Here is a 24,827-nt window from a genome sequence, read left to right as displayed (position 1 = left end):
TCCTACTTCTGCGCGACAAAAAACCAACGGGTGCTAGTTTCTGTTGGCTCCTTGTCTTCAAAGTCCGCATAGAGTTTGAAGGACTTAAAACCAGCCTGTTCCAACAAAATATCATAGGTCAAGACTTCATAGGTCCGCTCCTCATGCACTTCATCGTGGCGACTAAAGGAACCATCCGCTTCCTTGATAAAGAAGGTCAACTCATGCACGATGGAGTGAGGTGCTTCGTCCTCGTAGGTATCCCAGAGCATGGCGAAATCTTCCGCATTTTCATGGTAGGAATAGCCTGGAAAAACCTCATCCGTCTGGTAAGTCGAATGCACATCAAAGATGAAAACTCCATCTTCATTAAGAGCATTATAGACTTCCTTAAAAACGTCCCCTACTTCCACTTCATCCTGCATGTAGCAGATTGAGTCCGAATAACAAGTGACAAAATCATATTGACCTGCCTTGGACAAATCCAGCATATTTCCTTCAATGAAATCAATCTTTTGCTTGGCTGAAGCAGCTCTCTTTTCGGCAATTTTCAACATATCAGCACTCAAGTCCAGTCCAGTCACATCAAAACCAGCCTGAGAGAAGCGCACCGATTGAATTCCTGTTCCACAAGCCAGTTCCAAGAGTTTCTTTCTCTCCTTGGTCTTAGGCAAATGACGCAGCGAAAAATCCGTCCATTTATCGTATAAACTATCATCCATCACAACATCGTAAACAGCCGCAAAGGTTTCATAAGTTGCCATAATCATGATACCAAGAGCCTCAATGGCAAACACCAGTAGCCCTCACCTTTCTATCCATTTTCTTCTAAAATAAGCAAAGAAACCCAGTTGACTACAACTGAGTTTATCTCCTATGCTAAGGCTTCTGAAATATCTACAGAATCCGCCTCATGCCAGAGTTTTTCTAGGTTATAGTGGGCACGCATTTCTTCTGAGAAGATATGCACAACAACCCCACCGAGGTCCAGCAATACCCAGCCTCCAGTTGCATCGCCTTCGACATGGCTTCCTTTAAAACCTGCTTCCGCTACTTTTTCACGGATATTGTCAGCGATAGCGTCCAACTGACGGCTATTCATTGAGCTAGTGATCACAAAGTAGTCTGTCACGCTGGTCAAATCTTGTACATCAAGTGCGAGGATATCCTCCGCACGTTTCTCATCAGCCGCTTTCACGACTAGTTCTAGTAATTCTTTTTCGTTCATTTAGTCCTCTTTTTAGAAAATATGTTTGTAGTCTAGGACATCTGCAAAGCGCTCCTCCCAAATGTCCTCATAAAATTCATTTATCGTTGCTGCTGGAATGTCATCCCCATCAAAGGTTGTGACAGCACCTTCTGGAATAATCAGCTTATAGCCATATTCAAAGGCAACCTTGACAGAGGTATCCACACAATATTCTGTCTGCATGCCACATAAAACTAATTTTTCAATCCCCTGTTTATCCAAGTATTCTTTTAAGCCAGTTTCTTTGAAAATACTATTATACTTCTTCTGAAAGACCTTTTCATCAGGTTTTCGATTTAAAAGCGCAGATAACTGCCAATCTTCTGATGTTTGGGCTTCAGGATTCTCAATATGTTGAACATAGATAATTTCGATATTCTTACTTCTAGCATGGTTTTGTAAATAAGAAATTTTTTCCAATAGACTATTTGTCTGAAAACCGGTTTCCACTAAAATATTCTGAACATCAATGATTATAAAAGCCGTCTTCATTTAGTCCTCTTTCAAATAGTGCACAAAGGCGTTATAGGTTTCAAGGGTTTGGGGATAGATGGGGAATCCCTGATGAGCTAGATGCTCCACGGTACGAGCTGTTTCGTAGGCCACCGCCTTATTGAGCGATAGACTTGCAATCTCACGCGCCACATTTACTCCAGGAAAGGCTCGATTGTGCTCGATATAGTCTGCGACATAGATGACCTTATCAAGATCTGTCATCTGATCCGCCCCAACTGTATGGATTTCAATGGCTCGCAGAATTTCTGAATCATGCAAATCCAAATCTTCTTGAATCTTGTAAATCCCAACCATACCATGCCATACATTATTACCCCAGTTTTTGAGGTCAGGGTCTAGCTGATATCGGTCAATCAAGTCTAGAAATTCCTGATTTGACAGCTTTTTAGCATAGTCATGAAGAAGGCCGGCTAGTCCTGCTTTCTCAGTATCGACCCCAAATCGCTGAGCCAGTTCTATGGCTGCACGCTCCACACCCAAGCAATGGGTTAAGCGTTTTTCAGGCAGAAGCTCTGCCATTTTTTCCAACAAAGCCTCACGGGAGCAGTTGATATAGTCTTGATAGGCCATCAGTAAAGCCCCTCCTTCTCGATGTAGTCTAGCACAGGCTGAGGCAGGAGAAAATTGGGTTTCCGACCTTGGGCAAGGAAGTCACGCACCATGCTGGACGAGATATCCATGAGAGGCACATCCACCCAGATAACTGGGTAAGAAGTCCCAGCCTTGTAGCGTGGGCGCTGAACTCCCACAAACTGAACCATATCTACCAGTTCATCAATTCGGTACCACTTAGGCAGATAGTCCACCATATCGGCACCGATGATAAAGTAATAATCCGTATCTGGATTCTTCTCTGTTAAAATCTTCATGGTGTCGTAGGTGTAGGAAATTCCCTTGCGCTCCAACTCAATAGTTTCAATGGCCAGACCTTCAATCCCCTCAATCGCCAACTCAAGCATCTTGAGACGATGGTGTTCAGGGATGGTTTCCTTTTTATCTACATGAGGAGGTTGGTATTCAGGCATGAGCAGAACCTGGTCCAGCCCCAACTGTTGTCTTACTTGATCCGCAACAATCAGATGGGCATTGTGAACAGGGTTAAAATTCCCCCCTAAAATCCCGACTTGTTTGCGTTTTTTCTCCTTGATTTCTGGCTCCAACTCTACCTTGGTAAAGGGAGTCAATAGTTCGATTGCCATAGGCTAGTCTCCTTTATTTCTCTGTAAAAACAGTTATTTGGAGTAGATTTCCTAGATTTCTTTGACTTTTTTAGAAATCTTGCGATTTTCTTTCTTGCTGGATTGTTTAAACAAAATCAAGATGCGTCCGATTTTTTGGACTGTATCCACACCGATTTCTTCTTCCAAAATTTCAGCTACTTCGTGGATATTTTCATCTGTGTTTTGCAAAAGAGTAACCTTGATCAATTCGCGTGCATCAAGAGCTTGGCGAACGCTGGTTTTAATTTGGTCGTTGAGTCCATTTTTCCCGATTTGGATGATGGGTTTTAGGGTGTGTGCCTGACTGTTGAGGAAGGCACGTTGTTTTGATGTTAATGACATAATTTTCTTCCTTGTTTTTTGATAGTTATTTTAGGTGGTGGGGGACGGTCGGAACTAATTTTCCAAAGATTTCATCTTTGAAAAATGGATTTCCTGACCTCACAATTGAGCCTTGGTCTCAATTGTGCCCCTTGCCAATCTATCGATTGGCAAAACACCACGGCAATAACTATCGCTGTGTGAGCTCACTTTGTTCGCTCAGTGATTTTATTTTAAATAATTGCTTTTCGTGTGACGACTGCGACGCCTTCTGGTGCCCAAACGGCGACTTTGGCTGTGCCTGTTACGCGGATCCAGCCTAGGCCTGAAATCACTAGGTCGGTCTTGTCCTTGATGTTAAATACATGTTGGACTAGTTTTGGGAAATCTTCTTTTTCCTTGCTATTTGGTGGTGTCAGAAGGGTTCCTACATGCTTGTCATAGAAAGCACTAGCTCCTTCTAGCTTGGTTCGGTGGAGTTTGAGTTCATTGTCAAAGAAAGCTGTAAATCCTTGCTTTTCACCTTCAATGAAGTCAAAGCGTCCGAGACCGCCTAGAAACAGGGTTTGTTCAGGATTGAGCTGATAGGTTTTAGGCTTGATTTCCTTTTTAGGGCTGACATACTTAAGGTTTTTAGCAGTCAAATAATGGGCCATCTGATGACGGTGGATGATCCCCGGCGTATCGTAGATATAAGAACCGTCGTCAAGCGGAATCTCAATTTTGTCCAAGGTTGTCCCTGGGAAGCGCGAAGTCGTGATGACATTCTGATCACCCGTGATTTCTTGAATGATGGCATTGATGAGGGTTGATTTTCCAACGTTTGTCACGCCAACAACATAGACATCACGGCCCTTACGGTAGTGTTCGATTTTGTCAATGACTTCCTTAATAGCATGTTTATTTTGTGCTGAAGTTAGAACGACATCGATTGGACGAAGACCTTCTTCGTGGGCACGTTCCATGAGCCACTGGCTAATCTTGCCCGGTTTAACAGACTTGGGTAGAATATCTTTTTTATTTCCCACTAAGAGGACATCATTACCCGATACAAAACGTGGTAAGCCTGGGATGACAGAGCCATTAAAGTCAAAGATATCAATGACATTGACCACCAAGGCATCACTGTCTCCCACCTCGTGCAAGAGCTTGAGGAAATCATCGTCCGTCAACTTGACATCCGTGATTTCATTGTAGTGGCGGAGACGGAAACAGCGTTGGCAATAGACTTCGCCAGTCTCCAAACCTTTTTCGAGTGCCGACTGGGGAGTAAATCCAAGACCAGCCTTGTCTGTCGTCTGAATGGTTGCTCCACAACCAATACAGAGAATTTCTTCCATAATTAAATTCCTTTTTTATATGTAATCGGTCCGTACTTTTCAGTGATTTTTCGCATGACACGACGCTCACGAGCTCGGTTAATCTGCGTCTTGATCGAGTCATGTTGGACCAAGGGTTTGACTAAAATCGAGCGAATGCCAGCACGGTGGGCTGCTCGAATATCTGTCATAAGCTGATCTCCAACCATGACTACTTCACTTTTCTCATAGTGAAATTCCTTCATGGCACGATCAATCCCAAATGTGAAGGGCTTCAGAGCCCAATAAACGTAGTCAATCCCAAACTTCTCAACTGCTCGTTGGACGCGTTTTTTAGTGTTATTTGAGACTACGATAATGCGAATGCCTGCGTCCCGAAGATCATGTAGCCATTGCTTCATCTCTGGCGTCCCATCAGGGTTGTTCCAAGCAATGAGGGTATTATCCAAATCGACCAAAACAGCCTTGATTCCCTGCGCCTGCAGGCTTGGAACTGTCAGATCATAGACTGCTTCCACAGCAAAATCTGGCATGTAATTTTCAATCGCCATTCTGGCTCCTTTTCTTAACTTTTTTTCGCAATTTTCCTTAGTAACAATGACAGGATAATCCACAATCCTGCACTGGCTAAACTGATGTAGAGCCAAGCATGGGGCTCATCTGTTAAAGGTAGGGGAACATTCATTCCGAAAAAGCCTGTCACGACTGCCAAAACCGCTAGCAAGACTGAAATGATGGTCAAGGTTGTCAAATTATCATTCAGATTGTTGTTTAGGATGTTGTTGTAAGATGCTGATAGTTGTTGGAGAACCTGAGAAATCAAGTCTGTCATGGATACCAATTGATGAGCCTCAATCATAGCATCATCAAACTGTTCTCTCTCAATCTCGTTAAAACTGCGATAGAGGGCATGCCCTTGAATATGCTCCAGCAACATGCGATTTTGCTTTGCAGCCGCAGTGAGGTAAACCATACCAGTCTCCAAGTCGGAAAGGGCAAAGAGGTTTTTCTTGGTCGTCCTCTGGCGCAAGAGGCCATTGACTTCATCCTTACTCTTGTCCATCTGCTCGATGACAGGATAGTAGGCATTGCTGATGATTTCCAGACTAGCAAAGAGAAACTTGTAAATCGAAAGCGTGTCATGACTCTCCAGATAACGGGTCATCTGTTCAATGACATAAGCGTTCTTGGTATTACTAATGGTAATCAGGCGACGATGTTCCACGATAAAGGTCATGGGAAAGGCTTCGTAGTAGGCCTTATCCTTTTTCAAGTTCAAAACATTGTAGATAAAGGTCACAGCCCCATTTTCACGGTGATAATCCATGTGGGCACGCTCATTTCTATCCAGCGCATATTCGATGGTTTCCTTGTCCAAACCGTAGATTTCAGAAAGGTCCTCTAGTTTTTTCAACTTGTCCAAATCTAGGTTAATCCAGGTACAACCATTGCCCAACTGTTTTTCTAAAAACATCTTCTCTCCTTTACCAAACTCTTTCTATTGTACCATAAATCTGCTAAAATTTCAGGCCTAGTCTGTACGAGAGAAATTGCTGACAACGGTGATATTCCGATTGGGAACGAAGTGTAGAACCTGGTCTTCTCCTCTGAGTTGCGTTGTTCGAATGCCGACGCTGACGACCTTGCCCGATACAGTAATAGGACCATTTGTCAAAACGACCTCATCTCCCACATCCAGTTGACGTTCAAAGAGGATGAAAAAGCCATTGATGACATCAGACAGAAAACCTTGGGCTCCCATCCCAATAGCCACCCCAGCAATCCCAGCCCCTGCCAGCAAACTAGAAACTGGCAAACCTAAAATCGACAAAATGCAGTAAAGTAAAAAGAAATAAAGGGTATAATTAAACACATTTTCTAACAGACGTGAGATGGTTTTCTGACGCCCGACATCATGACGAGACATTTTTAGAGAAGGTTTAACAATTCTCTGCACCATGGTATGGAGCATTTTTTTAGCTATGTAGAAGAGTAAAAATAGGAATAACAGAGAAATTATCTTGGTCAAGATATTCTCGATAATCGTTGTAACATCAAGCTTATTGAGGTAGGTTTGAAAAAATTCTTGCATAGAAAACTCCTTTCTTTTATTATACCATACTTTCACAAGTGATGAATCTCCATAAATATTCAAAAATAACAGCAAAAATAGACAGAAAATTCTTGATTTTAGTTCATATTTATACTATAATCATAAACATTACACAACTAAGGAGGTTGTTATGAAAAAAATCATTCATGCTTGGAATAAAGCAAGCCTAATCAAACGGATTTTGGTGGGTATGCTTGTTGGAGGAATTCTAGGACTGACACTTCCTAACATTTCAGGAATTGGTCTACTCGGAGATCTCTTTGTTGGCGGTCTAAAAGCTATCGCACCTATTCTAGTCTTTGCTCTCGTTGCTAACGCCCTTTCCCAACATCAAAAGGGACAAGATAGCAACATGAAAACGGTTATCTTCCTTTACTTGGTAGGAACCTTTGCAGCGGCACTTGTTGCTGTCTTAGCAAGTTTCATCGTCCCTATTGAGATTGCCTTGAATAGTGCCAATACAGAAATTACACCACCAGATGGGATTGGACAAGTCCTCAGCAACCTCTTGCTCAAACTGGTTGACAATCCAGTCAATGCCCTCATTACTGCCAACTACATCGGTATCCTATCATGGGCAGTTATTTTCGGGATTGCTATGAGAGAGGCCAGCAAAAACAGTAAAGAATTGCTGAAAACTATGGCTGATGTAACTTCTAAGATTGTCGAATGGATCATCAACCTAGCTCCATTTGGAATCCTTGGCCTTGTCTTCAAAACCATCTCTGATAAGGGAATCGGCAGTCTAGCCAACTACGGAATCTTGCTTGCCCTCTTGGTGACAACTATGTTCTTTGTAGCCTTAGTAGTCAATCCACTAATTGCCTTCCTCTTTATGAAGAGAAACCCTTATCCCCTCGTTTGGAAATGTTTGCGTGTCAGCGGTGTAACAGCCTTCTTCACTCGTAGTTCTGCTGCTAATATCCCTGTCAACATGAAACTATGCCATGACCTCGGACTGGATCCAGATACCTATTCAGTTTCTATCCCACTTGGATCTACTATCAATATGGCCGGGGCAGCGATTACTATTAACGTTCTAACCCTTGCTGCAGTAAATACTTTGGGAATCCCTGTTGACTTTGCGACAGCCTTTATCCTTAGTGTAGTTGCCGCAATCTCAGCCTGTGGTGCTTCTGGTATTGCGGGAGGTTCCCTCCTTCTTATCCCAGTTGCTTGTAGCCTTTTCGGTATTTCTAACGATATTGCCATGCAAGTTGTTGGGGTTGGATTTGTGATTGGGGTCATCCAAGACTCATGTGAAACAGCCCTTAACTCTTCTACTGACGTCCTCTTTACTGCTGTTGCCGAATACGCAGCAGCCCGTAAAAAATAACTCATAAAGACAAGCCTGCTCAGGTCTTGTCTTTTCCGCTTTTATTATAACTTACTAGGAAATCCTTATGTCTATTAGCCAACGTACGACTAAGCTCATCTTAGCTACCTGTCTTGCCTGCCTTCTTGCTTATTTTCTCAATCTCTCCTCAGCAGTTTCAGCTGGAATCATCGCCCTCTTAAGCCTATCTGATACACGTAGAAGTACTTTAAAACTGGCCCGCAATCGGCTCTTTTCCATGCTTCTGGCTCTGGCTATCGGGGTTTTGGTTTTTCACTTGAGCGGATTTCATATCTGGAGCCTTGGCCTCTATCTGGCTCTTTATGTTCCCCTAGCCTACAAGATGGGCTGGGAAATTGGCATCACACCAAGCACGGTTTTGGTTAGCCACCTCTTGGTACAAGAGTCAACCTCTCCAGACCTTCTAGTCAATGAACTCCTTCTCTTTGCTATCGGTACAGGATTTGCCTTGCTTGTTAATCTCTATATGCCTTCACGAGAAGAGGAAATCCAGCACTACCACACATTGGTAGAAGAAAAGTTAAAAGATATTCTCCAGCGCTTCAAATATTATTTATCCAGAGGGGATGGACGCAACCGAGCACAGTTGGTTGAAGAATTGGACACCCTTTTGGAAGAAGCCCTCAGACTGGTCTATTTGGATCACTCAGACCACCTCTTTCACCAGACCGATTACCATATTCACTACTTTGAGATGAGACAGCGACAAAGTCGCATCCTGCGAAATATGGCCCAGCAAATCAACACCTGTCACCTAGCTGCCAGTGAGAGCCTGATTTTGGCCCAACTCTTTTCAAAAATTGCAGGTCAACTGAGCCAGACCAATCCTGCTTCTGATTTGCTAGATGAAATTGAACGTTATCTGGAAGTCTTCCGGAACCGCAGTCTGCCTAAGACCAGAGAAGAGTTTGAAACCCGCGCCACTCTTCTTCAACTCCTACGTGAAGCAAAAACCTTCATACAAGTAAAAGTTGACTTTTACCAAAAATATGGACAGTAAAAAAGAAAACTTCAGACCAATCACAAAAGGTGAGTATCTGAAGTTTTCTTTTATTTGTAAGTTAGCACCATAAAGGTTAATAGTAAAATGAATAAGGTCTAATATTCAACATCTTTTTATAGAGGGCTAAGGTAAAACCCCACATACTTTGCTGTCTTATTATCCACGACACTAATTTTTACAAATCAATTTCATTTACCACACATAGTTAGTAAGACAGTTAGCTAGACCTCTCACTACCAGTTACAACGGAAAAGCCCACGAATCGATATTATTCGTAAAACTTTACTAGTGGAGTACCTAGCCAAGTTCCATAGAAACTTGGCATTAGTTCCTTAGATTGTTATACAATCAAATAAATTTACTGAACTACTACACGGAGTTTGGGAAACCGATTCCATTTGCCAAACGAAGTTAGTAAAACAGTTACCGCTTCCTTCCCATTACGACGGAAAAATCCACGAATCGATACCATTCGTGGATTTTTCCTAGTGAAGCGTTTAGGTAAGCCGCCATAGCGGTTACCGTCAAATGACAGCAACTTTATGTTGCTAGTCAGTTGTAACGATTTACATCTTCTCCTCTAACTCTACATCTGGATACTTGTCCGCAAACCAGCGTAGGGCAAAGTCATTTTCAAAGAGGAAGACTGGTTGGTCGAAACGGTCTTTGGCCAAGATATTTCGGCTTGATGACATCCGTTCATCCAAGTCCTCGGGCTTGATCCAACGAACGGTCTTTTTACCCATTGGGCTCATGACTACTTCCGCATTGTACTCGCCTTCCATACGGTGCTTAAAGACTTCAAACTGGAGTTGACCTACCGCTCCCAGCATGTACTCACCTGTTTGGTAATTCTTATAAAGCTGAATAGCACCTTCTTGCACCAATTGCTCAATCCCCTTGTGGAAGGATTTTTGCTTCATGACATTCTTAGCAGAAACTTTCATGAAAATTTCAGGTGTAAAGGTTGGGAGTGGTTCAAACTCAAACTTGTTTTTTCCAACTGTCAAGGTATCCCCAACTTGATAAGTACCTGTATCGTAAACCCCGATGATATCTCCAGCTACGGCATTGGTCACATTCTCACGACTTTCCGCCATAAACTGGGTAACATTCGACAGTTTAGCCCCCTTACCAGTACGAGGCAGGTTGACACTCATGCCACGCTCAAATTCGCCTGATACGATACGGACAAAGGCGATACGGTCACGGTGACGAGGGTCCATGTTGGCTTGGATTTTAAAGACAAAGCCTGAGAAATCCTTGTCGTAAGGATCCACAATTTCTCCGTCTGTTTTCTTGTGTCCATGTGGTTCTGGAGCAAACTTGAGGAAGGTTTCAAGGAAGGTCTGCACACCAAAGTTTGTCAAAGCTGAACCGAAGAAGACAGGTGTCAATTCTCCAGCCAGAATAGCTTCCTCTGAAAACTCATTCCCAGCTTCATTTAAAAGTTCAATATCATCTTTAACTTGCTCGTAGAAAGGATTACTTCCAAAAAGCTTGTCCCCATCTTCCAGACTAGCGAAACGCTCATCTCCTTTATAGAGTTCCAAGCGTTGGTTATAGAGGTCATACAAACCCTCAAAGGCTTTCCCCATCCCAATCGGCCAGTTCATCGGGTAGCTAGCAATGCCTAAAACTTCTTCCAATTCTTGCAAGAGATCCAGTGGCTCACGACCGTCACGGTCAAGCTTGTTCATAAAGGTAAAGACTGGAATACCACGATGTTTGACAACTTCAAATAATTTCTTAGTTTGGGCCTCGATACCCTTGGCAGAGTCCACCACCATGACAGCAGCATCCACCGCCATCAAGGTCCGATAGGTATCTTCTGAGAAGTCCTCGTGCCCTGGTGTGTCTAGGATATTGACGCGCTTACCATCGTAGTCAAACTGCATAACAGATGAAGTAACCGAAATTCCACGTTGTTTCTCGATATCCATCCAGTCAGACTTGGCAAAAGTTCCTGTTTTCTTCCCTTTTACCGTACCAGCCTCACGAATCTCGCCCCCAAAATAGAGCAACTGCTCAGTGATGGTTGTTTTCCCCGCGTCCGGGTGAGAGATGATGGCAAAAGTACGGCGTTTCTTAATTTCTTCTTGAATGTTCATAAGTTCTCTTTCTTTGATTCTCTATTTTTCTTGTTTCAATAGCTAAGAATGATTTTTACATTGGATTGTACCATTCCTTTCAACACTCCATTATATCGGATTTTAGCATTTTTTTCAATTTCTATTTTATGTTAGAGACTCCCCCTGTAATTTATTAGCGACTGGTATTCGACACACATTATTTGATATCTGAGTGGTTGCTTCAAACATGGGATAACAAGACATTACACACATTACTCATACATATGGTCGCTTAATTGAAAAGAAAGAAAAATAAATGTGCTTAGAGAATTATTAAGTAAATCATTTTTTCTACAAAAGATTAACTAAAACTGACCAAATATAATGTATTGAATCTAGAATAGTACGTCATGATTGCTAAAACATTTCTAGAAATTAATTTGACTTTCCCAATCAATTTGTTCATATCTTATTTCAATCTACTATAAAAAAGAAGCTGAGCAAAAAAACTTCTAAATATCAGAAAACGAGTATTTCCATAATTGGAGATACTCGTTTTCTTAGGTCATGATTCATAATTAAAACTCAACGATACGGTTAAGATCATTGGGTTTAACAATTTATTATTTTATAAGTTATCAGCTAGGAATCTAACCAACAAATACAGTACAGTGAATTTACATTAGTAAGTATTAAACAAAAGTCTATTCTTAAATGAAAAAGATTGACCGATGATGGGGCGAAGTAGCAGATACGATATAATTAAGACTCTTCTTTATTGCATATATCTATTTCTCTTGGATATGGTTCATATTTTACCGCTTCCCAAAAAGCCTTATTGTCTAGATATCTTAAATCTGCAAAGGCTAAAACCTTTAATGCTTGCCCTGCTTCCCATAAATCTTCTTTTACGGTTATCTTGCTGCATGATGAAAATGCTGCCATTTTTACTATCTCCTTTACTCATTATATTTATCATATAATGTTTTTAAAAAATCAAATTCAGTTACTATGGGAACTATCGCTTGTGGATTATCAAATATCCTTGAAGGTAGAGTATACATATACGTTTCCATACTTGATATATAATAGCATAGAATATTGACTCGCTCAAGTATTATAGGGATTATAAAATCAATCAAAAACTCTTTATCCATAAATGGACGACTAAGGTTTTTCCAACTAAAGTCTAAAAATCCATATATTTTAGGAAACTCTGAGAAACTTTTTGCTGTTAATATGAAAATAATCCCTGTATTACCATCTTTAATCTTATAGATGTGAGTTAGATTCTTAGAAAACATCAATGCCTTCATGTCTTCACTTAAAGGACACCTTACACTATCTCTAAGATTCATTCTACCATCTTCAACAAAAAATTCCGAATATTGCAATTCAGCCAAATCCTGAAAAGAATTTAGCTTATTCATATCAAAATCTTTAGGAAATAATCTCAAACTAATTTTTAGTGAAGTATAAAGGCTTTTAGATAAAACTTCCTCCAAATCATTAAAAATATCTCCAAAAGTATGTTTTGTTAGAGTTGAAAAACTTTTATAAGTATTTTCTAAAACTTTACGCCTATAATCATATGTACTCGAAGATTCGGGCATAAGCACTCGCCTATATTCTTTTGTAGCTTTAGATAAATGCCATACATCATGTTTTGAAGCGCTGGACATATACTTAGAAACAGCTTTAGTGTAATCATTGTAAAATAAATATGTTGCTATTTTCGACCAAGAATATAAGAATAGGGAGACTACAGCAATCACGAGAACTATGTAAGAGGTATATCTCCAGAAGTGCTCTTCTCCAAGATTAGATTTTATTTCTAAGAATGTAAACCAAAAAGAAAAACCTGATAGGCCCGTAGTAACAATAAAGCTGAATGTACTTATAATGGGGTGTCGCAAAATCGAATCCCAAATATAACTGATACTAATATCAATATTTTTTAACTTTTTCATCGAATACCTCCACGTAAGTATACGATTCAATTATATCACTTTTCCTAAAATTTAGCTCAAAGTTTAATTTTTTTTTACAAACTTGGATAAAAACTTTCCCTTGTAGGCAAATAGATAGAAAATCGTGACAATTCTAGCAAAAATGATATAATAAAACAAAAAGGAGATGTAATCATGTTCAAAGAATTTGGTGTAACCAATTTAGAAGTGACAAAAGATGATATTTGCAAGAATCCAAGCAACCCTATTTTGCGCATGTATGATGACGATGAATTAATTGGAACCTTTAGTATTCTAACTGGAGAAGTATTAGAAAATTTGGACTTGGCAGACTATGACATTCGTTTTGCTCAAAAGCAAATTGAGTTAAATCGCGATAACTACCTTGAAACATGGAAGGACTACGTGGGACTACTACATGCCTAAATATTCTTTCCTAAAGTATGGTATTGAAATTCGTCCTAACGAACATAACCATAAAGGTCAAAAAGCGCATATTCACATTTATATCCACGGAGAAGAAGTGGGTTCAATGTTTCTGAACGGTGAATTGAGAGATGGTAAAGTAAAAGCAAAAGACCTAAAAATAATAAGGCAATATGTTTTAGAAAATGCAGATGAACTTCAGACTTTATGGAATGAATACCAAAAGAGTGCATATTAACATCAAAGAATCTTAGTTTGCTAATCAACGATAAACAAAAAACAGCTAGCAATTTTAATTCCCACTATTCAACTAATGCCTAACTTAGGCACTAACCATCCTATTCCACTTGCAATTTTTAAAATAAATGTTACAATGAATATAGAAAAAGGTGTTGCGTCAACAACACCCCACAGATCCGTTTAAGACGGTGGCTGTAGTTACATAACTAAAAAATAGCTCGTTAACTCGCCAAAGTTAGGACGGCTATTTTTTTGTCTCTTTTACCAATTCAAGGATGAACTTCAGGAACGTGATAACAAAGTTACCAGCTACAAACATGAGTGTCAAAACCTCAAAAGGGAGGCAAATCTGGTTACTACTTTCTACTAAATACTATACTCTTCGAAAATCAAATTCAAACTACGTCAGTTTCGCCTTGCCGTACTCAAATACAGTCTGCGGCTAGCTTCCTAGTTTGCTCTTTGATTTTCATTGAGTATAAGATTTTACAGGATCTGCACATAAGCATCACCATCCTTTCGATTTCGTAACCACCGTCTTCACTTCTCTGTTACACCATTGTACCATATAATTCCCCCTTTGAAATCCTCTTTTCAAATTAATCACCATTAAAACACATTCTCTAGCCTCCACCTGTCTTTTTTCACCTTCCCCTCCCTTATTTATAGGAAAATATGGTAAAATAGAACAGACTAAAAATCATCATTTCACGAAAGGATGCAAGATGAAAATTACGCAAGAAGAGGTAACACACGTTGCCAATCTTTCAAAATTAAGATTCTCTGAAGAAGAAACTGCTGCCTTTGCGACTACCTTGTCTAAGATTGTTGACATGGTTGAATTGCTGGGCGAAGTTGACACAACTGGTGTCGCACCTACTACGACTATGGCTGACCGTAAGACCGTACTCCGCCCTGATGTGGCCGAAGAAGGAACAGACCGCGATCGCTTGTTTAAAAACGTACCTGAAAAAGACAACTACTATATCAAGGTACCAGCTATCCTAGACGATGGAGGAGATGCCTAATGACTTTCAACAATAAAACCATTGAAGACTTGCACAATCTCCTTGTTTCTAAGGAAATTTCAGCAACTGAATTAACACAAGCAACGCTTGAAGATATCAAGTCTCGAGAGACAACTATCAACGCTTTTGTTACCATCTCTGAAGAGCACGCTCTTGCTCAAGCTAAATCCATTGATGAAGCTGGAATCGATGCTGACAATGTCCTTTCAGGAATTCCATTGGCTGTTAAGGATAACATCTCTACAGACGGTATTCTCACAACTGCAGCCTCAAAAATGCTCTATAACTACGAACCTATCTTTGATGCGACTGCGGTTGCCAATGCAAAAGCCAAGGGTATGATTGTCGTCGGAAAAACCAACATGGACGAATTTGCCATGGGTGGTTCTGGTGAGACTTCTTACTATGGTGCCACTAAAAACGCTTGGGACCAGACCAAGGTTCCTGGTGGTTCATCAAGTGGTTCTGCCGCAGCTGTAGCGTCAGGACAAATCCGCTTGTCACTTGGTTCTGATACTGGTGGTTCTATCCGCCAACCTGCTGCCTTCAACGGGATTGTTGGTCTCAAACCAACCTACGGAACGGTTTCTCGTTTCGGTCTCATTGCCTTTGGTAGCTCCCTAGATCAAATCGGACCTTTTGCGCCAACTGTTAAGGAAAATGCCCTCTTGCTCAATGCTATTGCCAGCGAAGATGCCAAAGACTCTACTTCTGCCCCTGTCCGCATTGCCGATTTTACTTCAAAAATCGGCCAAGACATCAAGGGTATGAAAATCGCTTTACCTAAGGAATATCTTGGTGAAGGGATTGACCCAGAGGTTAAGGAAACTATCCTGAATGTCGCTAAACACTTTGAAAAACTTGGTGCTATCGTTGAAGAAGTCAGCCTTCCTCACTCAAAATACGGTGTTGCCGTTTACTACATCATTGCTTCATCAGAAGCATCCTCAAACCTGCAACGTTTTGACGGTATCCGTTACGGATACCGCGCAGAAGATGCAAGCAACCTTGATGAAATCTATGTAAACAGTCGTAGTCAAGGTTTCGGTGAAGAAGTGAAACGTCGCATCATGCTAGGTACTTTCAGCCTTTCATCAGGTTACTACGATGCTTACTACAAGAAAGCTGGTCAAGTCCGTACCCTCATCATTCAAGATTTCGAAAAAGTCTTTGTGGATTATGACTTGATTTTGGGACCAACTGCTCCTAGTGTTGCCTATGACTTGGACTCACTCAACCACGACCCAGTTGCCATGTACTTGGCTGACCTCTTGACCATTCCTGTCAACTTAGCTGGTCTCCCAGGAATTTCGATTCCTGCTGGTTTCTCTCAAGGTCTACCTGTTGGTCTGCAATTGATTGGTCCTAAGTATTCTGAGGAAACCATTTACCAAGTTGCTGCTGCTTTTGAAGCAACAACAGACTACCACAAACAACAACCCGTGATTTTTGGAGGTGACAACTAATGAACTTTGAAACAGTCATTGGACTTGAAGTCCACGTAGAGCTCAACACCAATTCAAAAATCTTCTCACCTACTTCTACCCACTTTGGAAATGACCAAAACGCCAACACTAACGTGATTGACTGGTCTTTCCCAGGAGTTCTGCCAGTTCTCAATAAAGGTGTTGTTGATGCTGGTATCAAGGCTGCTCTTGCCCTCAACATGGACATCCACAAAAAGATGCACTTTGACCGCAAAAACTACTTCTACCCTGATAATCCCAAAGCCTACCAAATTTCTCAGTTTGATGAGCCAATCGGTTATAACGGCTGGATTGAAGTCGAGCTAGAGGACGGTACGACTAAGAAAATCGGTATCGAACGTGCTCACCTAGAAGAAGACGCTGGTAAAAACACCCACGGTACAGATGGCTACTCTTATGTTGACCTCAACCGCCAAGGGGTGCCCTTGATTGAGATTGTATCTGAAGCTGACATGCGTTCGCCAGAAGAAGCCTACGCTTACCTAACAGCCCTCAAGGAAGTTATCCAGTACGCTGGCATTTCTGACGTCAAGATGGAAGAGGGTTCTATGCGTGTGGATGCCAACATTTCCCTTCGTCCTTATGGTCAAGAAAAATTCGGTACCAAGACTGAGTTGAAGAACTTGAATTCCTTCTCAAATGTCCGCAAGGGGCTTGAATATGAAGTCCAACGTCAAGCTGAAATCCTTCGCTCAGGTGGTCAAATCCGCCAAGAGACACGCCGTTACGATGAAGCCAACAAAGCAACCATCCTCATGCGTGTCAAGGAAGGTGCTGCAGACTACCGCTACTTCCCAGAACCAGACCTACCTCTCTTTGAAATCTCAGACGAGTGGATTGAGGAAATGCGTACAGAGTTGCCAGAGTTTCCAAAAGAACGCCGTGCACGTTATGTATCTGACCTTGGCTTGTCAGACTACGATGCTAGCCAGTTGACTGCTAATAAAGTCACTTCTGACTTCTTTGAAAAAGCTGTTGCCCTCGGTGGTGATGCCAAACAAGTTTCTAACTGGCTCCAAGGTGAGGTTGCTCAGTTCTTAAATGCCGAAGGTAAGACACTGGAACAAATCGAATTGACACCAGAAAACTTGGTTGAAATGATTGCCATCATCGAAGACGGTACTATTTCATCTAAGATTGCCAAGAAAGTCTTTGTCCACCTAGCTAAAAATGGCGGTGGCGCGCGTGAATACGTGGAAAAAGCAGGTATGGTTCAAATCTCAGATCCAGCTGTCTTGATTCCAATTATCCACCAAGTCTTTGCCGATAACGAAGCAGCCGTTGCCGACTTCAAGTCAGGCAAACGTAACGCAGATAAGGCCTTTACAGGCTTCCTTATGAAAGCAACCAAAGGACAAGCCAACCCACAAGTTGCCCTTAAACTACTTGCACAAGAATTGGCGAAGTTGAAAGAAGATTAATATGTAAAAGAAACCAACCTTGAGGTTGGTTTTTTCTTGACAAATAAAAGGAAAGCGTTTACAATATTACATGTAAAGTTTCCTAAAAGGAAAACTAAAAATCGCAACAATAAGGAGTTATTTATATGGCTACAATGAAAGCAGCTCGCTGGCATGCAGCAAAAGATGTTCGTATTCAAGAAGTAGAAATCCCTGAGGTACTTCCGCACCAAGTAAAAGTTGCTGTTAAATTCACAGGAATTTGTGGTACTGACCTCCACGAATTTTTAGATGGCCCTATCTTCATCCCAACAGAAGAACATGTCTATTCTGGTCAAAAAGCACCAGTAACACTGGGACATGAATTTTCTGGCGAAATTGTAGAAGTCGGAAGCGATGTTACTCGTGTTAAAGTTGGTGATCGTGTTGCTGTAGAACCAATTCTAGCTAAGAATAACTTAGTTGGTAATTATAATTTGGATCCAAACCTTAATTTTGTCGGTTTAGCTGCAGACGGTGGATTTGCCAAATATTGTGTTTTAGACGGCGACTTAGTACATGTCATTCCAGATAGCTTAAGCTATGAGCAAGCTGCTCTCACTGAGCCAGCTGCTGTTGCAGTTTATGCAGTTCGTCAATCAGCACTAAAAGCTGGTGATACTGCTGCTGTCTTTGGCTTAGGTCCGATTGGTCTCTTAATTGTAGAAGCCCTTCGTGCAGCGGGTGCTTCTAAGATTTATGCTGTTGAACTATCACCTGAACGTCAAGCAAAAGCTGAAGAGTTAGGAGCTATCGTTGTCCGTCCGGAAGAAGGTGAAACAGCTGTTGAAGCTATTCATCGTTTAACAAACGGTGGTGTAGATGTTTCTTATGAAGTAACTGGTGTGCCAGTAGTTTTAGGACAAGCCTTAGCTGCCGTACATAAAGCAGGTGAGTGCATGGTGGTCTCTATCTGGGAACGAGAAGCTAGTATTAATCCGAATGAATTTGCAATCCAAGAAAAGACACTAAAAGGAATCATTGCTTATCGTCATATCTTCCCTAAAGTATTAGAATTGATGGAACAAGGCTACTTCTCTGCTGAAAAATTAGTTACTAAGAAAATTAAATTGGAAAATATCGTTGAAGAAGGCTTTATCGAATTAACTCAAGATAAGTCACAAATTAAAATTTTGGTAGAACCAGAATAAAAAATCAATCTTTTTAAGATAATATTAACAGGTCGGAGTAAACTTACTTCGACCTTTTGAAATATAATACTCTTCGAAAATCTCTTCAAACCACGTCAGCGTCACATTACCGTACTCAAATACAGTTTGCAGCTTGCTTCCTAGTTTGCTCTTTGATTTCTATTGAGTATGAGAAGAAATATAGTGGATACTCTTTAACATTAACCACTCCACCTGACTAGGCAATATTCTTTTTCTCCCCCACTATATCCCAATAACTATTTTGGCTTTATTTTCAGAAGATTTTATGGTAAAATGAAGAGTAATAATATTTATTAAAGAGGTAAAAACATGATTGAAGCAAGCAAATTGAAAGCTGGTATGACATTTGAAACTGCAGACGGAAAATTGATCCGCGTTTTGGAAGCTAGCCACCACAAACCTGGTAAAGGGAACACGATCATGCGTATGAAATTGCGTGATGTCCGTACTGGTTCTACATTTGACACAAGCTACCGTCCAGAAGAAAAATTCGAACAAGCTATTATCGAAACTGTTCCAGCTCAATACTTGTACAAAATGGATGAAACTGCCTACTTCATGAACACTGAAACTTACGACCAATACGAAATCCCAGTCGTAAACGTTGAAAATGAATTGCTTTACATCCTTGAAAACTCTGATGTGAAAATCCAATTCTACGGAACTGAAGTAATCGGTGTAACTGTACCAACTACTGTTGAGTTGACAGTTGCTGAAACACAACCATCTATCAAAGGCGCTACTGTTACAGGTTCTGGTAAACCAGCAACTATGGAAACTGGACTTGTTGTCAACGTTCCAGACTTTATCGAAGCTGGACAAAAATTGATCATCAACACTGCAGAAGGAACTTACGTTTCTCGTGCCTAATCTCTAGAAAGAGGTCATTCTATGGGAATTGAAGAACAATTTGGCGAAATCGTTATCGCTCCACGTGTACTTGAAAAAATCATTGCCATCGCAACTGCTAAAGTTGATGGTGTCCACTCATTTTCAAATAAATCCGTATCTGATACCCTATCAAAACTCTCTCTTGGTCGTGGCGTCTACTTAAAAGAAAGCAACGAAGAACTAACTGCTGACATCTATCTCTATCTTGAGTACGGTGTGAAGGTACCAAAAGTGGCTCTTGCTATTCAAAAAGCAGTCAAAGATGCTGTCCGTGATATGGCTGATGTGGAACTTGCTGCTGTTAACATCCATGTTGCAGGAATCGTTCCAGACAAAACACCAAAACCTGAGTTGAAAGATCTATTTAACGAGGACTTCCTCAATGACTAGTCCATTATTAGAATCTAGACGTGAACTTCGTAAATGCGCTTTTCAAGCTCTCATGAGCCTTGAATTCGGCACAGATATGGAAACAGCTTGTCACTTTGCCTACACGCATGACCGTGAAGATGCAGATGTGCAAATCCCTACCTTTCTTCTGAACTTGGTTTCTGGCGTTCAAGCTCAAAAAGACGAGTTGGATAAACAAATCAACCAGCACCTCAAGTCAGGCTGGACAGTTGAACGCTTGACCTTGGTCGAAAAAAACTTACTACGCTTGGGTATCTTTGAAATCACATCATTTGATACACCTCAGCTGGTAGCAGTCAATGAAGCCATTGAACTCGCTAAGAATTTTTCAGATCAAAAATCAGCCCGCTTCATCAACGGACTGCTTAGCCAATTTGTAACTGAAGAAAATGAATAATCAAAAAGGCGTTTGGTCTTCCAAGCACCTTTTGACTTTCCCCTTTGCACAAAGTAAGAGCCACATAAAAACTAGAACTGGCAGTCAGTTCTAGTTTTTGCGTATTCTAAAGAATTATACTCAATGAAAATCAAAGAGCAAACTAGGAAGCTAGCCGTAGGCTGCTCAAAACACGGTTTTGAGGTTGTGGATAGAACTGACGAAGTCAGTAACATATATACGACAAGGCGAAGCTGACGTGGTTTGAAGAGATTTTCGAAGAGTATTAGTATTTTCTAAACCGTTGATAGCGCTCTTCCAACAACTCTTCTAACGGTTTTTGTGAAAGTATGGCTAGCTCCGTTTGGAGTTCTTTTTTCACAGTCTTAATCAGTTCTTTGCTCGAAAATCCTGCTTCAGAAATCACCTTATCCACCACGGCCATCTCTAACAGCTCATGTGAAGTGATTTTCATCAGTTCTGCTGCTTCCATGGCACGAGTACCGTCCTTCCATAGAATGGAAGCAAAGCCTTCTGGACTGAGAATGGCATAGATAGAATTTTCCAGCATCCAGACACGGTCTGCAACGGCCAGAGCCAGTGCACCGCCTGAACCACCTTCACCGATAATGATGGCGATAATCGGAACTTTCAGGTCACTCATTTCCATGAGATTGCGAGCGATAGCTTCACCTTGACCACGTTCTTCCGCGCCGACACCAGGATAGGCACCTGCTGTATTGATAAAGGTCACAACTGGACGGCCAAACTTTTCTGCCTGTTTCATCAACCGTAGGGCCTTACGATAGCCTTCTGGATGTGGTTGGCCAAAATTTCGTTTGAGGTTATCTTGCAAACTCTTGCCTTTTTGGATACCAACCACTGTTACGGCTTGATCTCCAAGCCAGCCAATACCACCAACAACTGCACCATCGTCACGAAAAGAACGGTCACCGTGTAATTGGATAAAGTCATCAAAAATGCCTGTCGCAAAGTCCAAGGTTGTCAAGCGACTCTGCTCACGCGCTTCTCTGACTATTTTTGCAATATTCATCTAGGACTCCCTCCGTGCAATCTGACTAGGCTAGCAATGGTGTCTGGCAAGTCTCTTCTTTTGACAATAGCATCTACAAAGCCATGTTCCAGTAGGAATTCTGCCTTTTGGAAATCCTCAGGCAAGCTTTCACGAACCGTATTTTCAATCACACGACGCCCAGCAAAACCGACCAAGCTCTGTGGTTCAGCCAGAATGATATCACCTTCCATAGCGAAAGAAGCTGTCACACCACCTGTCGTTGGATCTGTCAAAATAGTCAGGTAAAAGAGACCTGCATTTGAATGGCGTTTAACCGCTGCAGAGATCTTGGCCATCTGCATGAGACTCATGATTCCTTCCTGCATACGGGCTCCACCAGATGCTGTGAAGAGAACAACTGGCAACTGTTCAACAGTCGCATACTCAAACAAACGAGTGATTTTCTCCCCTACAACCGTACCCATAGAAGCCATGATAAAGTTGGAATCCATAATCCCAAGAGCCACAGTCTGACCTTTAATAAGAGCAGTTCCTGTCACAACAGCTTCATCCAGACCAGTTTTTTCACGCATAGCTGCTAGTTTCTTTTGATAACCAGGGAAATGCAAGGGATCCTTGCTTTCAATCCCTGTAAACAATTCCTTGAAGGTTCCCATATCAATCATCAAAGCCAAGCGTTCTTGGGCAGAAATACGAAAGGTATAGCTACAATGCGGACAGATACGCTCACTTCCCAGATCCTTCTGATAAATGGTATGCTTACAGCCTGGACACTGGGAGAATAATTCATCTGGAACCTCTGGCTTGGCTTGAGGTTTTTCCCTAACCGAACGATTGGGATTAATTCGAATATACTTATCTTTTTTACTAAATAGAGCCATTGATTCCCCTTTTCGGTTTAAACTCTTGAAGTCATTTTATTCTTTTTCTTGATATTTGGGTAAGAAGGTTTCCATCAAGAAGGAAGTATCGTAATCTCCAGCAATGACATTGCGATCTGAAATGAGGTCAAGCTGGAAATCTGCATTGGTCTGCACCCCTTCAATCTCTAATTCATAGAGGGCACGTTGCATTTTCATAAGTGCATCAAAACGATTTTCACCGTGAACGATGATTTTGGCAATCATACTATCATAATAAGGTGGAATGGTATAGCCTGGATAAACTGCTGAATCCACGCGCAAGCCAACTCCTCCACTTGGCAGATAGAGATTGGTAATCTTACCTGGACTTGGAGCAAAGTTTAAGGCTGGATTTTCTGCATTAATACGACACTCGATAGCATGACCGCGTAGGACAATATCTTCTTGCTTAACAGACAGGGGCTGACCTGCCGCAATGCGAATCTGTTCCTTAACGATATCAACGCCTGAAACAAATTCTGTTACTGGATGTTCCACCTGTACACGAGTATTCATCTCCATGAAGTAGAAATTGCCACTTGCTTCATCAAGGAGAAACTCAATGGTCCCTGCATTCTCATAGCCAACAGACTCTGCTGCTCGAACAGCAGCAGCACCGATTTCATTACGCAACGTTTTTCCGATTGCAATCGAAGGACTTTCTTCCAAAACCTTTTGGTTATTCCGTTGAAGAGAACAATCCCGTTCCCCCAAGTGAATCACATGTCCATGCTCATCTCCTAGGATTTGAACCTCGATGTGACGAGCTGGATAGATAACCCGTTCTATGTACATGGCACCATTGTCATAATTGGCCTTGGCTTCACTTGAAGCAGTATCAAAGGCGGAAACGAGATCTTCTGGTTTTTCAACCTTACGAATCCCTTTACCACCTCCACCTGCTGAAGCCTTGAGCATAACAGGGTAGCCAATTTTTTCAGCAACAATCAAAGCTTCCTCAGAGTTATGCACTTCTCCATCCGAACCTGGTATAACAGGCACGCCTGCTTTGATCATCTGAGCACGCGCATTGATCTTATCCCCCATCATATCCATAACATGACCAGATGGACCGATAAACTTAATCCCCACCTCTTCACACAAAGTTGCAAATTTGGAATTTTCACTAAGAAATCCAAAACCTGGGTGAATGGCTTCTGCCTCAGTCAAGACTGCAGCTGATAGAACCGCATTGATATTGAGATAAGACTCTGTTGCCTTGCCAGGGCCGATACAAACTGCTTCATCTGCCAAAAGCGTATGAAGGGCTTCCTTATCAGCAGTTGAATAAACCGCCACCGTTGCAATCCCCAATTCACGCGCCGCACGGATAATACGAACCGCAATTTCACCACGATTGGCAATTAAAATTTTTCGAAACATGGAGAACCTCCTTAGTTCCCTATTGCAAAGGTAAGAGTACCACTGGCCGCAAGCTTGCCATCCACTTCAGCCTTTGCTTCAACCACAGCTATGGTGCCACGACGTTTTACAAAAGTCGCTGTCATAACCAATTGGTCGCCTGGTACAACTTGCTTCTTGAATTTAACCTTATCCATACCAGCGTAAAAGACTAGTTTTCCTTTATTTTCAGGTTTTGACAACTCCAAGACACCAGCTGTTTGCGCCAAGGCTTCCATGATTAGAACACCTGGCATAACTGGATATTGAGGGAAATGACCGTTAAAGAAGGGTTCGTTGATGGTCACATTTTTGATGGCAACAATGGTATCCTCACTCACTTCCAAGACACGGTCCACTAGGAGCATAGGATAACGGTGGGGAAGGGCTTCTTTGATTCCTTGAATATCAATCATTTGATTCGTACCAATCCTTTACCAAATTCAACCATTTCTTCGTTAGAAACGAGAATTTCTGTTACCACACCATCCTTAGGAGCTGGGATTTCATTCATGACTTTCATGGCTTCGATAATGACCAGTGTTTGACCTTTTTTAACACTATCACCAACTGTAACGAAGGCAGGTTTATCTGGGCCAGCAGCCAAGTAAGCCACTCCAACAAGTGGGCTCTCTACAACATCTCCCTCAGCAACCACACTTACTTCTGCTGGAGCTGGAACCTCTTCTGTTACAGTTTCTGCTAGAGCAGATGTAGAGGCTACTGGACTTGGTGTTGCTAGAACGGGTGCTGGAGCGACTTGAGGTGCAACTTCAGACACCAGTCTCGCTTCATTCTTGCTAAACTGCAACTCATCCGTCCCATTTTTATAAGAAAATTCTCTCAAACTTGACTGGTCAAATTGGGCCATCAAGTCTTTAATATCGTTTAAATTCATA

General features: G+C 41.6%; 31 protein-coding genes. 11 read left to right on the top strand and 20 right to left on the bottom strand.

All coding sequences use genetic code 11. The annotated features are described in order from the left end of the window. Positions 1-2: 2 nt before the first annotated feature. From NMM17_RS03805 to NMM17_RS03760, 10 genes are all read right to left on the bottom strand, one after another. Complete coding sequence (locus NMM17_RS03805; protein WP_025171446.1) at positions 3-743, bottom strand: class I SAM-dependent methyltransferase; 741 nt, start codon at positions 741-743, stop codon at positions 3-5. A gap of 110 nt (positions 744-853) precedes the next feature. Next, entirely contained in the window at positions 854-1,207 is a 354-nt protein-coding gene (gene rsfS / locus NMM17_RS03800) for a ribosome silencing factor (protein ID WP_254753857.1), read from the bottom strand. A gap of 12 nt (positions 1,208-1,219) precedes the next feature. Beyond that, a complete protein-coding gene (locus tag NMM17_RS03795) occupies positions 1,220-1,720 on the bottom strand; it encodes a cysteine hydrolase family protein (RefSeq protein WP_000844699.1) in 501 nt (166 codons plus the stop codon). Next, positions 1,721-2,314: a bis(5'-nucleosyl)-tetraphosphatase (symmetrical) YqeK gene (gene yqeK / locus NMM17_RS03790; protein WP_000331227.1), complete on the bottom strand. Its 594-nt coding sequence runs from the start codon at positions 2,312-2,314 to the stop codon at positions 1,721-1,723. Further along, the gene (locus NMM17_RS03785) at positions 2,314-2,943 is read right to left on the bottom strand and encodes a nicotinate-nucleotide adenylyltransferase (RefSeq protein WP_000963705.1); all 630 of its coding nucleotides are present in this window, start codon (positions 2,941-2,943) and stop codon (positions 2,314-2,316) included. The genes yqeK and NMM17_RS03785 overlap by 1 nt, the downstream gene beginning before the upstream one ends. A gap of 51 nt (positions 2,944-2,994) precedes the next feature. Continuing rightward, the gene (gene yhbY, locus NMM17_RS03780; protein WP_000060169.1) at positions 2,995-3,306 is read right to left on the bottom strand and encodes a ribosome assembly RNA-binding protein YhbY; all 312 of its coding nucleotides are present in this window, start codon (positions 3,304-3,306) and stop codon (positions 2,995-2,997) included. A gap of 212 nt (positions 3,307-3,518) precedes the next feature. Beyond that, the gene (gene yqeH / locus NMM17_RS03775) at positions 3,519-4,625 is read right to left on the bottom strand and encodes a ribosome biogenesis GTPase YqeH (protein ID WP_000391178.1); all 1,107 of its coding nucleotides are present in this window, start codon (positions 4,623-4,625) and stop codon (positions 3,519-3,521) included. Positions 4,626-4,627: 2 nt separating this feature from the next. Further along, positions 4,628-5,155, bottom strand: a complete 528-nt coding sequence (locus NMM17_RS03770) for a YqeG family HAD IIIA-type phosphatase (protein ID WP_000963748.1) — start codon at positions 5,153-5,155, stop codon at positions 4,628-4,630. 14 nt (positions 5,156-5,169) lie between these two features. Further along, the gene (locus NMM17_RS03765) at positions 5,170-6,078 is read right to left on the bottom strand and encodes a magnesium transporter CorA family protein (protein ID WP_000478240.1); all 909 of its coding nucleotides are present in this window, start codon (positions 6,076-6,078) and stop codon (positions 5,170-5,172) included. 57 nt (positions 6,079-6,135) lie between these two features. After that, positions 6,136-6,696: a mechanosensitive ion channel family protein gene (locus NMM17_RS03760; RefSeq protein WP_001154840.1), complete on the bottom strand. Its 561-nt coding sequence runs from the start codon at positions 6,694-6,696 to the stop codon at positions 6,136-6,138. A gap of 151 nt (positions 6,697-6,847) precedes the next feature. Between NMM17_RS03760 and sstT the strand changes: the two genes are divergently transcribed. Further along, positions 6,848-8,053 carry a serine/threonine transporter SstT gene (sstT, locus tag NMM17_RS03755; protein WP_000720164.1) on the top strand — a complete coding sequence of 402 codons (1,206 nt, stop codon included), beginning with the start codon at positions 6,848-6,850 and terminating at the stop codon, positions 8,051-8,053. A gap of 67 nt (positions 8,054-8,120) precedes the next feature. Next, positions 8,121-9,074, top strand: a complete 954-nt coding sequence (locus NMM17_RS03750; RefSeq protein WP_000028185.1) for an aromatic acid exporter family protein — start codon at positions 8,121-8,123, stop codon at positions 9,072-9,074. A 361-nt stretch (positions 9,075-9,435) separates the two neighbouring features. Here the strand turns inward: NMM17_RS03750 and NMM17_RS03745 are convergent, their stop codons facing one another. The 4 genes from NMM17_RS03745 to NMM17_RS03730 form a co-directional block, all read right to left on the bottom strand. After that, the gene (locus tag NMM17_RS03745; RefSeq protein ID WP_141562906.1) at positions 9,436-9,615 is read right to left on the bottom strand and encodes a hypothetical protein; all 180 of its coding nucleotides are present in this window, start codon (positions 9,613-9,615) and stop codon (positions 9,436-9,438) included. A 28-nt stretch (positions 9,616-9,643) separates the two neighbouring features. Then, the gene (locus NMM17_RS03740) at positions 9,644-11,188 is read right to left on the bottom strand and encodes a peptide chain release factor 3 (protein ID WP_001025437.1); all 1,545 of its coding nucleotides are present in this window, start codon (positions 11,186-11,188) and stop codon (positions 9,644-9,646) included. A gap of 723 nt (positions 11,189-11,911) precedes the next feature. Continuing rightward, positions 11,912-12,094 (bottom strand): hypothetical protein, encoded by a 183-nt coding sequence (locus NMM17_RS03735; RefSeq protein WP_000718721.1) that lies wholly within the window; start codon positions 12,092-12,094, stop codon positions 11,912-11,914. A gap of 14 nt (positions 12,095-12,108) precedes the next feature. Continuing rightward, positions 12,109-13,119: a hypothetical protein gene (locus tag NMM17_RS03730; RefSeq protein WP_049550928.1), complete on the bottom strand. Its 1,011-nt coding sequence runs from the start codon at positions 13,117-13,119 to the stop codon at positions 12,109-12,111. Positions 13,120-13,293: 174 nt separating this feature from the next. Between NMM17_RS03730 and NMM17_RS03725 the strand changes: the two genes are divergently transcribed. Then, positions 13,294-13,545 carry a hypothetical protein gene (locus NMM17_RS03725; protein WP_000471831.1) on the top strand — a complete coding sequence of 84 codons (252 nt, stop codon included), beginning with the start codon at positions 13,294-13,296 and terminating at the stop codon, positions 13,543-13,545. Then, on the top strand, positions 13,538-13,783 hold the full coding sequence (locus tag NMM17_RS03720; protein WP_001127468.1) for a DUF4160 domain-containing protein: 246 nt from the start codon (positions 13,538-13,540) through the stop codon (positions 13,781-13,783). Before NMM17_RS03725 ends, NMM17_RS03720 begins: the two co-directional genes overlap by 8 nt. A gap of 246 nt (positions 13,784-14,029) precedes the next feature. Here the strand turns inward: NMM17_RS03720 and NMM17_RS03715 are convergent, their stop codons facing one another. Further along, complete coding sequence (locus NMM17_RS03715; protein ID WP_239668522.1) at positions 14,030-14,104, bottom strand: hypothetical protein; 75 nt, start codon at positions 14,102-14,104, stop codon at positions 14,030-14,032. A gap of 406 nt (positions 14,105-14,510) precedes the next feature. On the opposite strand from NMM17_RS03715, the gene gatC reads away from it, so the two are divergent. The 7 genes from gatC to nusB all read left to right on the top strand — a co-directional run bounded on the left by gatC (position 14,511) and on the right by nusB (position 20,610). Next, complete coding sequence (gene gatC / locus NMM17_RS03710; protein WP_000705419.1) at positions 14,511-14,813, top strand: Asp-tRNA(Asn)/Glu-tRNA(Gln) amidotransferase subunit GatC; 303 nt, start codon at positions 14,511-14,513, stop codon at positions 14,811-14,813. After that, positions 14,813-16,279, top strand: coding sequence for an Asp-tRNA(Asn)/Glu-tRNA(Gln) amidotransferase subunit GatA (gatA, locus tag NMM17_RS03705; protein ID WP_000143721.1), 1,467 nt, complete (start codon positions 14,813-14,815; stop codon positions 16,277-16,279). Before gatC ends, gatA begins: the two co-directional genes overlap by 1 nt. Beyond that, a complete protein-coding gene (gene gatB / locus NMM17_RS03700) occupies positions 16,279-17,721 on the top strand; it encodes an Asp-tRNA(Asn)/Glu-tRNA(Gln) amidotransferase subunit GatB (protein ID WP_001008695.1) in 1,443 nt (480 codons plus the stop codon). The genes gatA and gatB overlap by 1 nt, the downstream gene beginning before the upstream one ends. A gap of 125 nt (positions 17,722-17,846) precedes the next feature. Continuing rightward, positions 17,847-18,890 carry a 2,3-butanediol dehydrogenase gene (locus tag NMM17_RS03695; protein ID WP_254753856.1) on the top strand — a complete coding sequence of 348 codons (1,044 nt, stop codon included), beginning with the start codon at positions 17,847-17,849 and terminating at the stop codon, positions 18,888-18,890. A 330-nt stretch (positions 18,891-19,220) separates the two neighbouring features. Then, positions 19,221-19,781 (top strand): elongation factor P, encoded by a 561-nt coding sequence (gene efp, locus NMM17_RS03690; protein ID WP_000568643.1) that lies wholly within the window; start codon positions 19,221-19,223, stop codon positions 19,779-19,781. 21 nt (positions 19,782-19,802) lie between these two features. Beyond that, a complete protein-coding gene (locus NMM17_RS03685; RefSeq protein ID WP_000510575.1) occupies positions 19,803-20,192 on the top strand; it encodes an Asp23/Gls24 family envelope stress response protein in 390 nt (129 codons plus the stop codon). After that, complete coding sequence (nusB, locus tag NMM17_RS03680; RefSeq protein ID WP_000203639.1) at positions 20,185-20,610, top strand: transcription antitermination factor NusB; 426 nt, start codon at positions 20,185-20,187, stop codon at positions 20,608-20,610. Before NMM17_RS03685 ends, nusB begins: the two co-directional genes overlap by 8 nt. A 265-nt stretch (positions 20,611-20,875) precedes the next feature. Here the strand turns inward: nusB and NMM17_RS03675 are convergent, their stop codons facing one another. Genes NMM17_RS03675 through accB form a run of 5 tightly spaced genes read right to left on the bottom strand, consistent with a single transcriptional unit; the run spans position 20,876 to position 24,826 of the window. Beyond that, positions 20,876-21,643 (bottom strand): acetyl-CoA carboxylase carboxyl transferase subunit alpha, encoded by a 768-nt coding sequence (locus NMM17_RS03675; protein WP_001017391.1) that lies wholly within the window; start codon positions 21,641-21,643, stop codon positions 20,876-20,878. Continuing rightward, positions 21,640-22,506: an acetyl-CoA carboxylase, carboxyltransferase subunit beta gene (accD, locus tag NMM17_RS03670; protein ID WP_049550931.1), complete on the bottom strand. Its 867-nt coding sequence runs from the start codon at positions 22,504-22,506 to the stop codon at positions 21,640-21,642. The genes NMM17_RS03675 and accD overlap by 4 nt, the downstream gene beginning before the upstream one ends. A gap of 36 nt (positions 22,507-22,542) precedes the next feature. Further along, complete coding sequence (accC, locus tag NMM17_RS03665; RefSeq protein WP_254753855.1) at positions 22,543-23,910, bottom strand: acetyl-CoA carboxylase biotin carboxylase subunit; 1,368 nt, start codon at positions 23,908-23,910, stop codon at positions 22,543-22,545. An 11-nt stretch (positions 23,911-23,921) separates the two neighbouring features. Beyond that, positions 23,922-24,344 (bottom strand): 3-hydroxyacyl-ACP dehydratase FabZ, encoded by a 423-nt coding sequence (fabZ, locus tag NMM17_RS03660; protein WP_000565515.1) that lies wholly within the window; start codon positions 24,342-24,344, stop codon positions 23,922-23,924. Then, positions 24,341-24,826 (bottom strand): acetyl-CoA carboxylase biotin carboxyl carrier protein, encoded by a 486-nt coding sequence (gene accB / locus NMM17_RS03655; RefSeq protein WP_001052232.1) that lies wholly within the window; start codon positions 24,824-24,826, stop codon positions 24,341-24,343. Before accB ends, fabZ begins: the two co-directional genes overlap by 4 nt. Between the last annotated feature and the right edge of the window lies 1 nt (position 24,827).

Origin of the sequence: Streptococcus sp. CF7_Ac1-12 (genome assembly GCF_024295905.1) — a bacterium.
Lineage (GTDB): Bacteria > Bacillota > Bacilli > Lactobacillales > Streptococcaceae > Streptococcus > Streptococcus mitis_AP.
The sequence above is the reverse complement of the archived record's forward strand: the minus strand, read 5'-3'. Positions and strand labels throughout refer to the sequence as shown.

What these genes read in the sequence shown, in the direction of transcription:
- NMM17_RS03750 (WP_000028185.1), top strand. Translation starts at nt 8,121, where the DNA reads ATGTCTATTAGCCAACGTACGACTAAGCTCATCTTAGCTACCTGTCTT.
- gatB (WP_001008695.1), top strand. Translation starts at nt 16,279, where the DNA reads ATGAACTTTGAAACAGTCATTGGACTTGAAGTCCACGTAGAGCTCAAC.
- accD (WP_049550931.1), bottom strand. Translation starts at nt 22,506, where the DNA reads ATGGCTCTATTTAGTAAAAAAGATAAGTATATTCGAATTAATCCCAAT.
- NMM17_RS03785 (WP_000963705.1), bottom strand. Translation starts at nt 2,943, where the DNA reads ATGGCAATCGAACTATTGACTCCCTTTACCAAGGTAGAGTTGGAGCCA.
- NMM17_RS03735 (WP_000718721.1), bottom strand. Translation starts at nt 12,094, where the DNA reads ATGGCAGCATTTTCATCATGCAGCAAGATAACCGTAAAAGAAGATTTA.
- NMM17_RS03730 (WP_049550928.1), bottom strand. Translation starts at nt 13,119, where the DNA reads ATGAAAAAGTTAAAAAATATTGATATTAGTATCAGTTATATTTGGGAT.
- NMM17_RS03720 (WP_001127468.1), top strand. Translation starts at nt 13,538, where the DNA reads ATGCCTAAATATTCTTTCCTAAAGTATGGTATTGAAATTCGTCCTAAC.
- sstT (WP_000720164.1), top strand. Translation starts at nt 6,848, where the DNA reads ATGAAAAAAATCATTCATGCTTGGAATAAAGCAAGCCTAATCAAACGG.
- NMM17_RS03765 (WP_000478240.1), bottom strand. Translation starts at nt 6,078, where the DNA reads ATGTTTTTAGAAAAACAGTTGGGCAATGGTTGTACCTGGATTAACCTA.
- fabZ (WP_000565515.1), bottom strand. Translation starts at nt 24,344, where the DNA reads ATGATTGATATTCAAGGAATCAAAGAAGCCCTTCCCCACCGTTATCCT.
- nusB (WP_000203639.1), top strand. Translation starts at nt 20,185, where the DNA reads ATGACTAGTCCATTATTAGAATCTAGACGTGAACTTCGTAAATGCGCT.
- NMM17_RS03685 (WP_000510575.1), top strand. Translation starts at nt 19,803, where the DNA reads ATGGGAATTGAAGAACAATTTGGCGAAATCGTTATCGCTCCACGTGTA.
- gatA (WP_000143721.1), top strand. Translation starts at nt 14,813, where the DNA reads ATGACTTTCAACAATAAAACCATTGAAGACTTGCACAATCTCCTTGTT.
- NMM17_RS03695 (WP_254753856.1), top strand. Translation starts at nt 17,847, where the DNA reads ATGGCTACAATGAAAGCAGCTCGCTGGCATGCAGCAAAAGATGTTCGT.
- efp (WP_000568643.1), top strand. Translation starts at nt 19,221, where the DNA reads ATGATTGAAGCAAGCAAATTGAAAGCTGGTATGACATTTGAAACTGCA.
- yqeH (WP_000391178.1), bottom strand. Translation starts at nt 4,625, where the DNA reads ATGGAAGAAATTCTCTGTATTGGTTGTGGAGCAACCATTCAGACGACA.
- accC (WP_254753855.1), bottom strand. Translation starts at nt 23,910, where the DNA reads ATGTTTCGAAAAATTTTAATTGCCAATCGTGGTGAAATTGCGGTTCGT.
- NMM17_RS03725 (WP_000471831.1), top strand. Translation starts at nt 13,294, where the DNA reads ATGTTCAAAGAATTTGGTGTAACCAATTTAGAAGTGACAAAAGATGAT.
- rsfS (WP_254753857.1), bottom strand. Translation starts at nt 1,207, where the DNA reads ATGAACGAAAAAGAATTACTAGAACTAGTCGTGAAAGCGGCTGATGAG.
- NMM17_RS03805 (WP_025171446.1), bottom strand. Translation starts at nt 743, where the DNA reads ATGGCAACTTATGAAACCTTTGCGGCTGTTTACGATGTTGTGATGGAT.
- gatC (WP_000705419.1), top strand. Translation starts at nt 14,511, where the DNA reads ATGAAAATTACGCAAGAAGAGGTAACACACGTTGCCAATCTTTCAAAA.
- NMM17_RS03795 (WP_000844699.1), bottom strand. Translation starts at nt 1,720, where the DNA reads ATGAAGACGGCTTTTATAATCATTGATGTTCAGAATATTTTAGTGGAA.
- NMM17_RS03770 (WP_000963748.1), bottom strand. Translation starts at nt 5,155, where the DNA reads ATGGCGATTGAAAATTACATGCCAGATTTTGCTGTGGAAGCAGTCTAT.
- NMM17_RS03740 (WP_001025437.1), bottom strand. Translation starts at nt 11,188, where the DNA reads ATGAACATTCAAGAAGAAATTAAGAAACGCCGTACTTTTGCCATCATC.
- yhbY (WP_000060169.1), bottom strand. Translation starts at nt 3,306, where the DNA reads ATGTCATTAACATCAAAACAACGTGCCTTCCTCAACAGTCAGGCACAC.
- NMM17_RS03675 (WP_001017391.1), bottom strand. Translation starts at nt 21,643, where the DNA reads ATGAATATTGCAAAAATAGTCAGAGAAGCGCGTGAGCAGAGTCGCTTG.
- NMM17_RS03760 (WP_001154840.1), bottom strand. Translation starts at nt 6,696, where the DNA reads ATGCAAGAATTTTTTCAAACCTACCTCAATAAGCTTGATGTTACAACG.
- yqeK (WP_000331227.1), bottom strand. Translation starts at nt 2,314, where the DNA reads ATGGCCTATCAAGACTATATCAACTGCTCCCGTGAGGCTTTGTTGGAA.
- accB (WP_001052232.1), bottom strand. Translation starts at nt 24,826, where the DNA reads ATGAATTTAAACGATATTAAAGACTTGATGGCCCAATTTGACCAGTCA.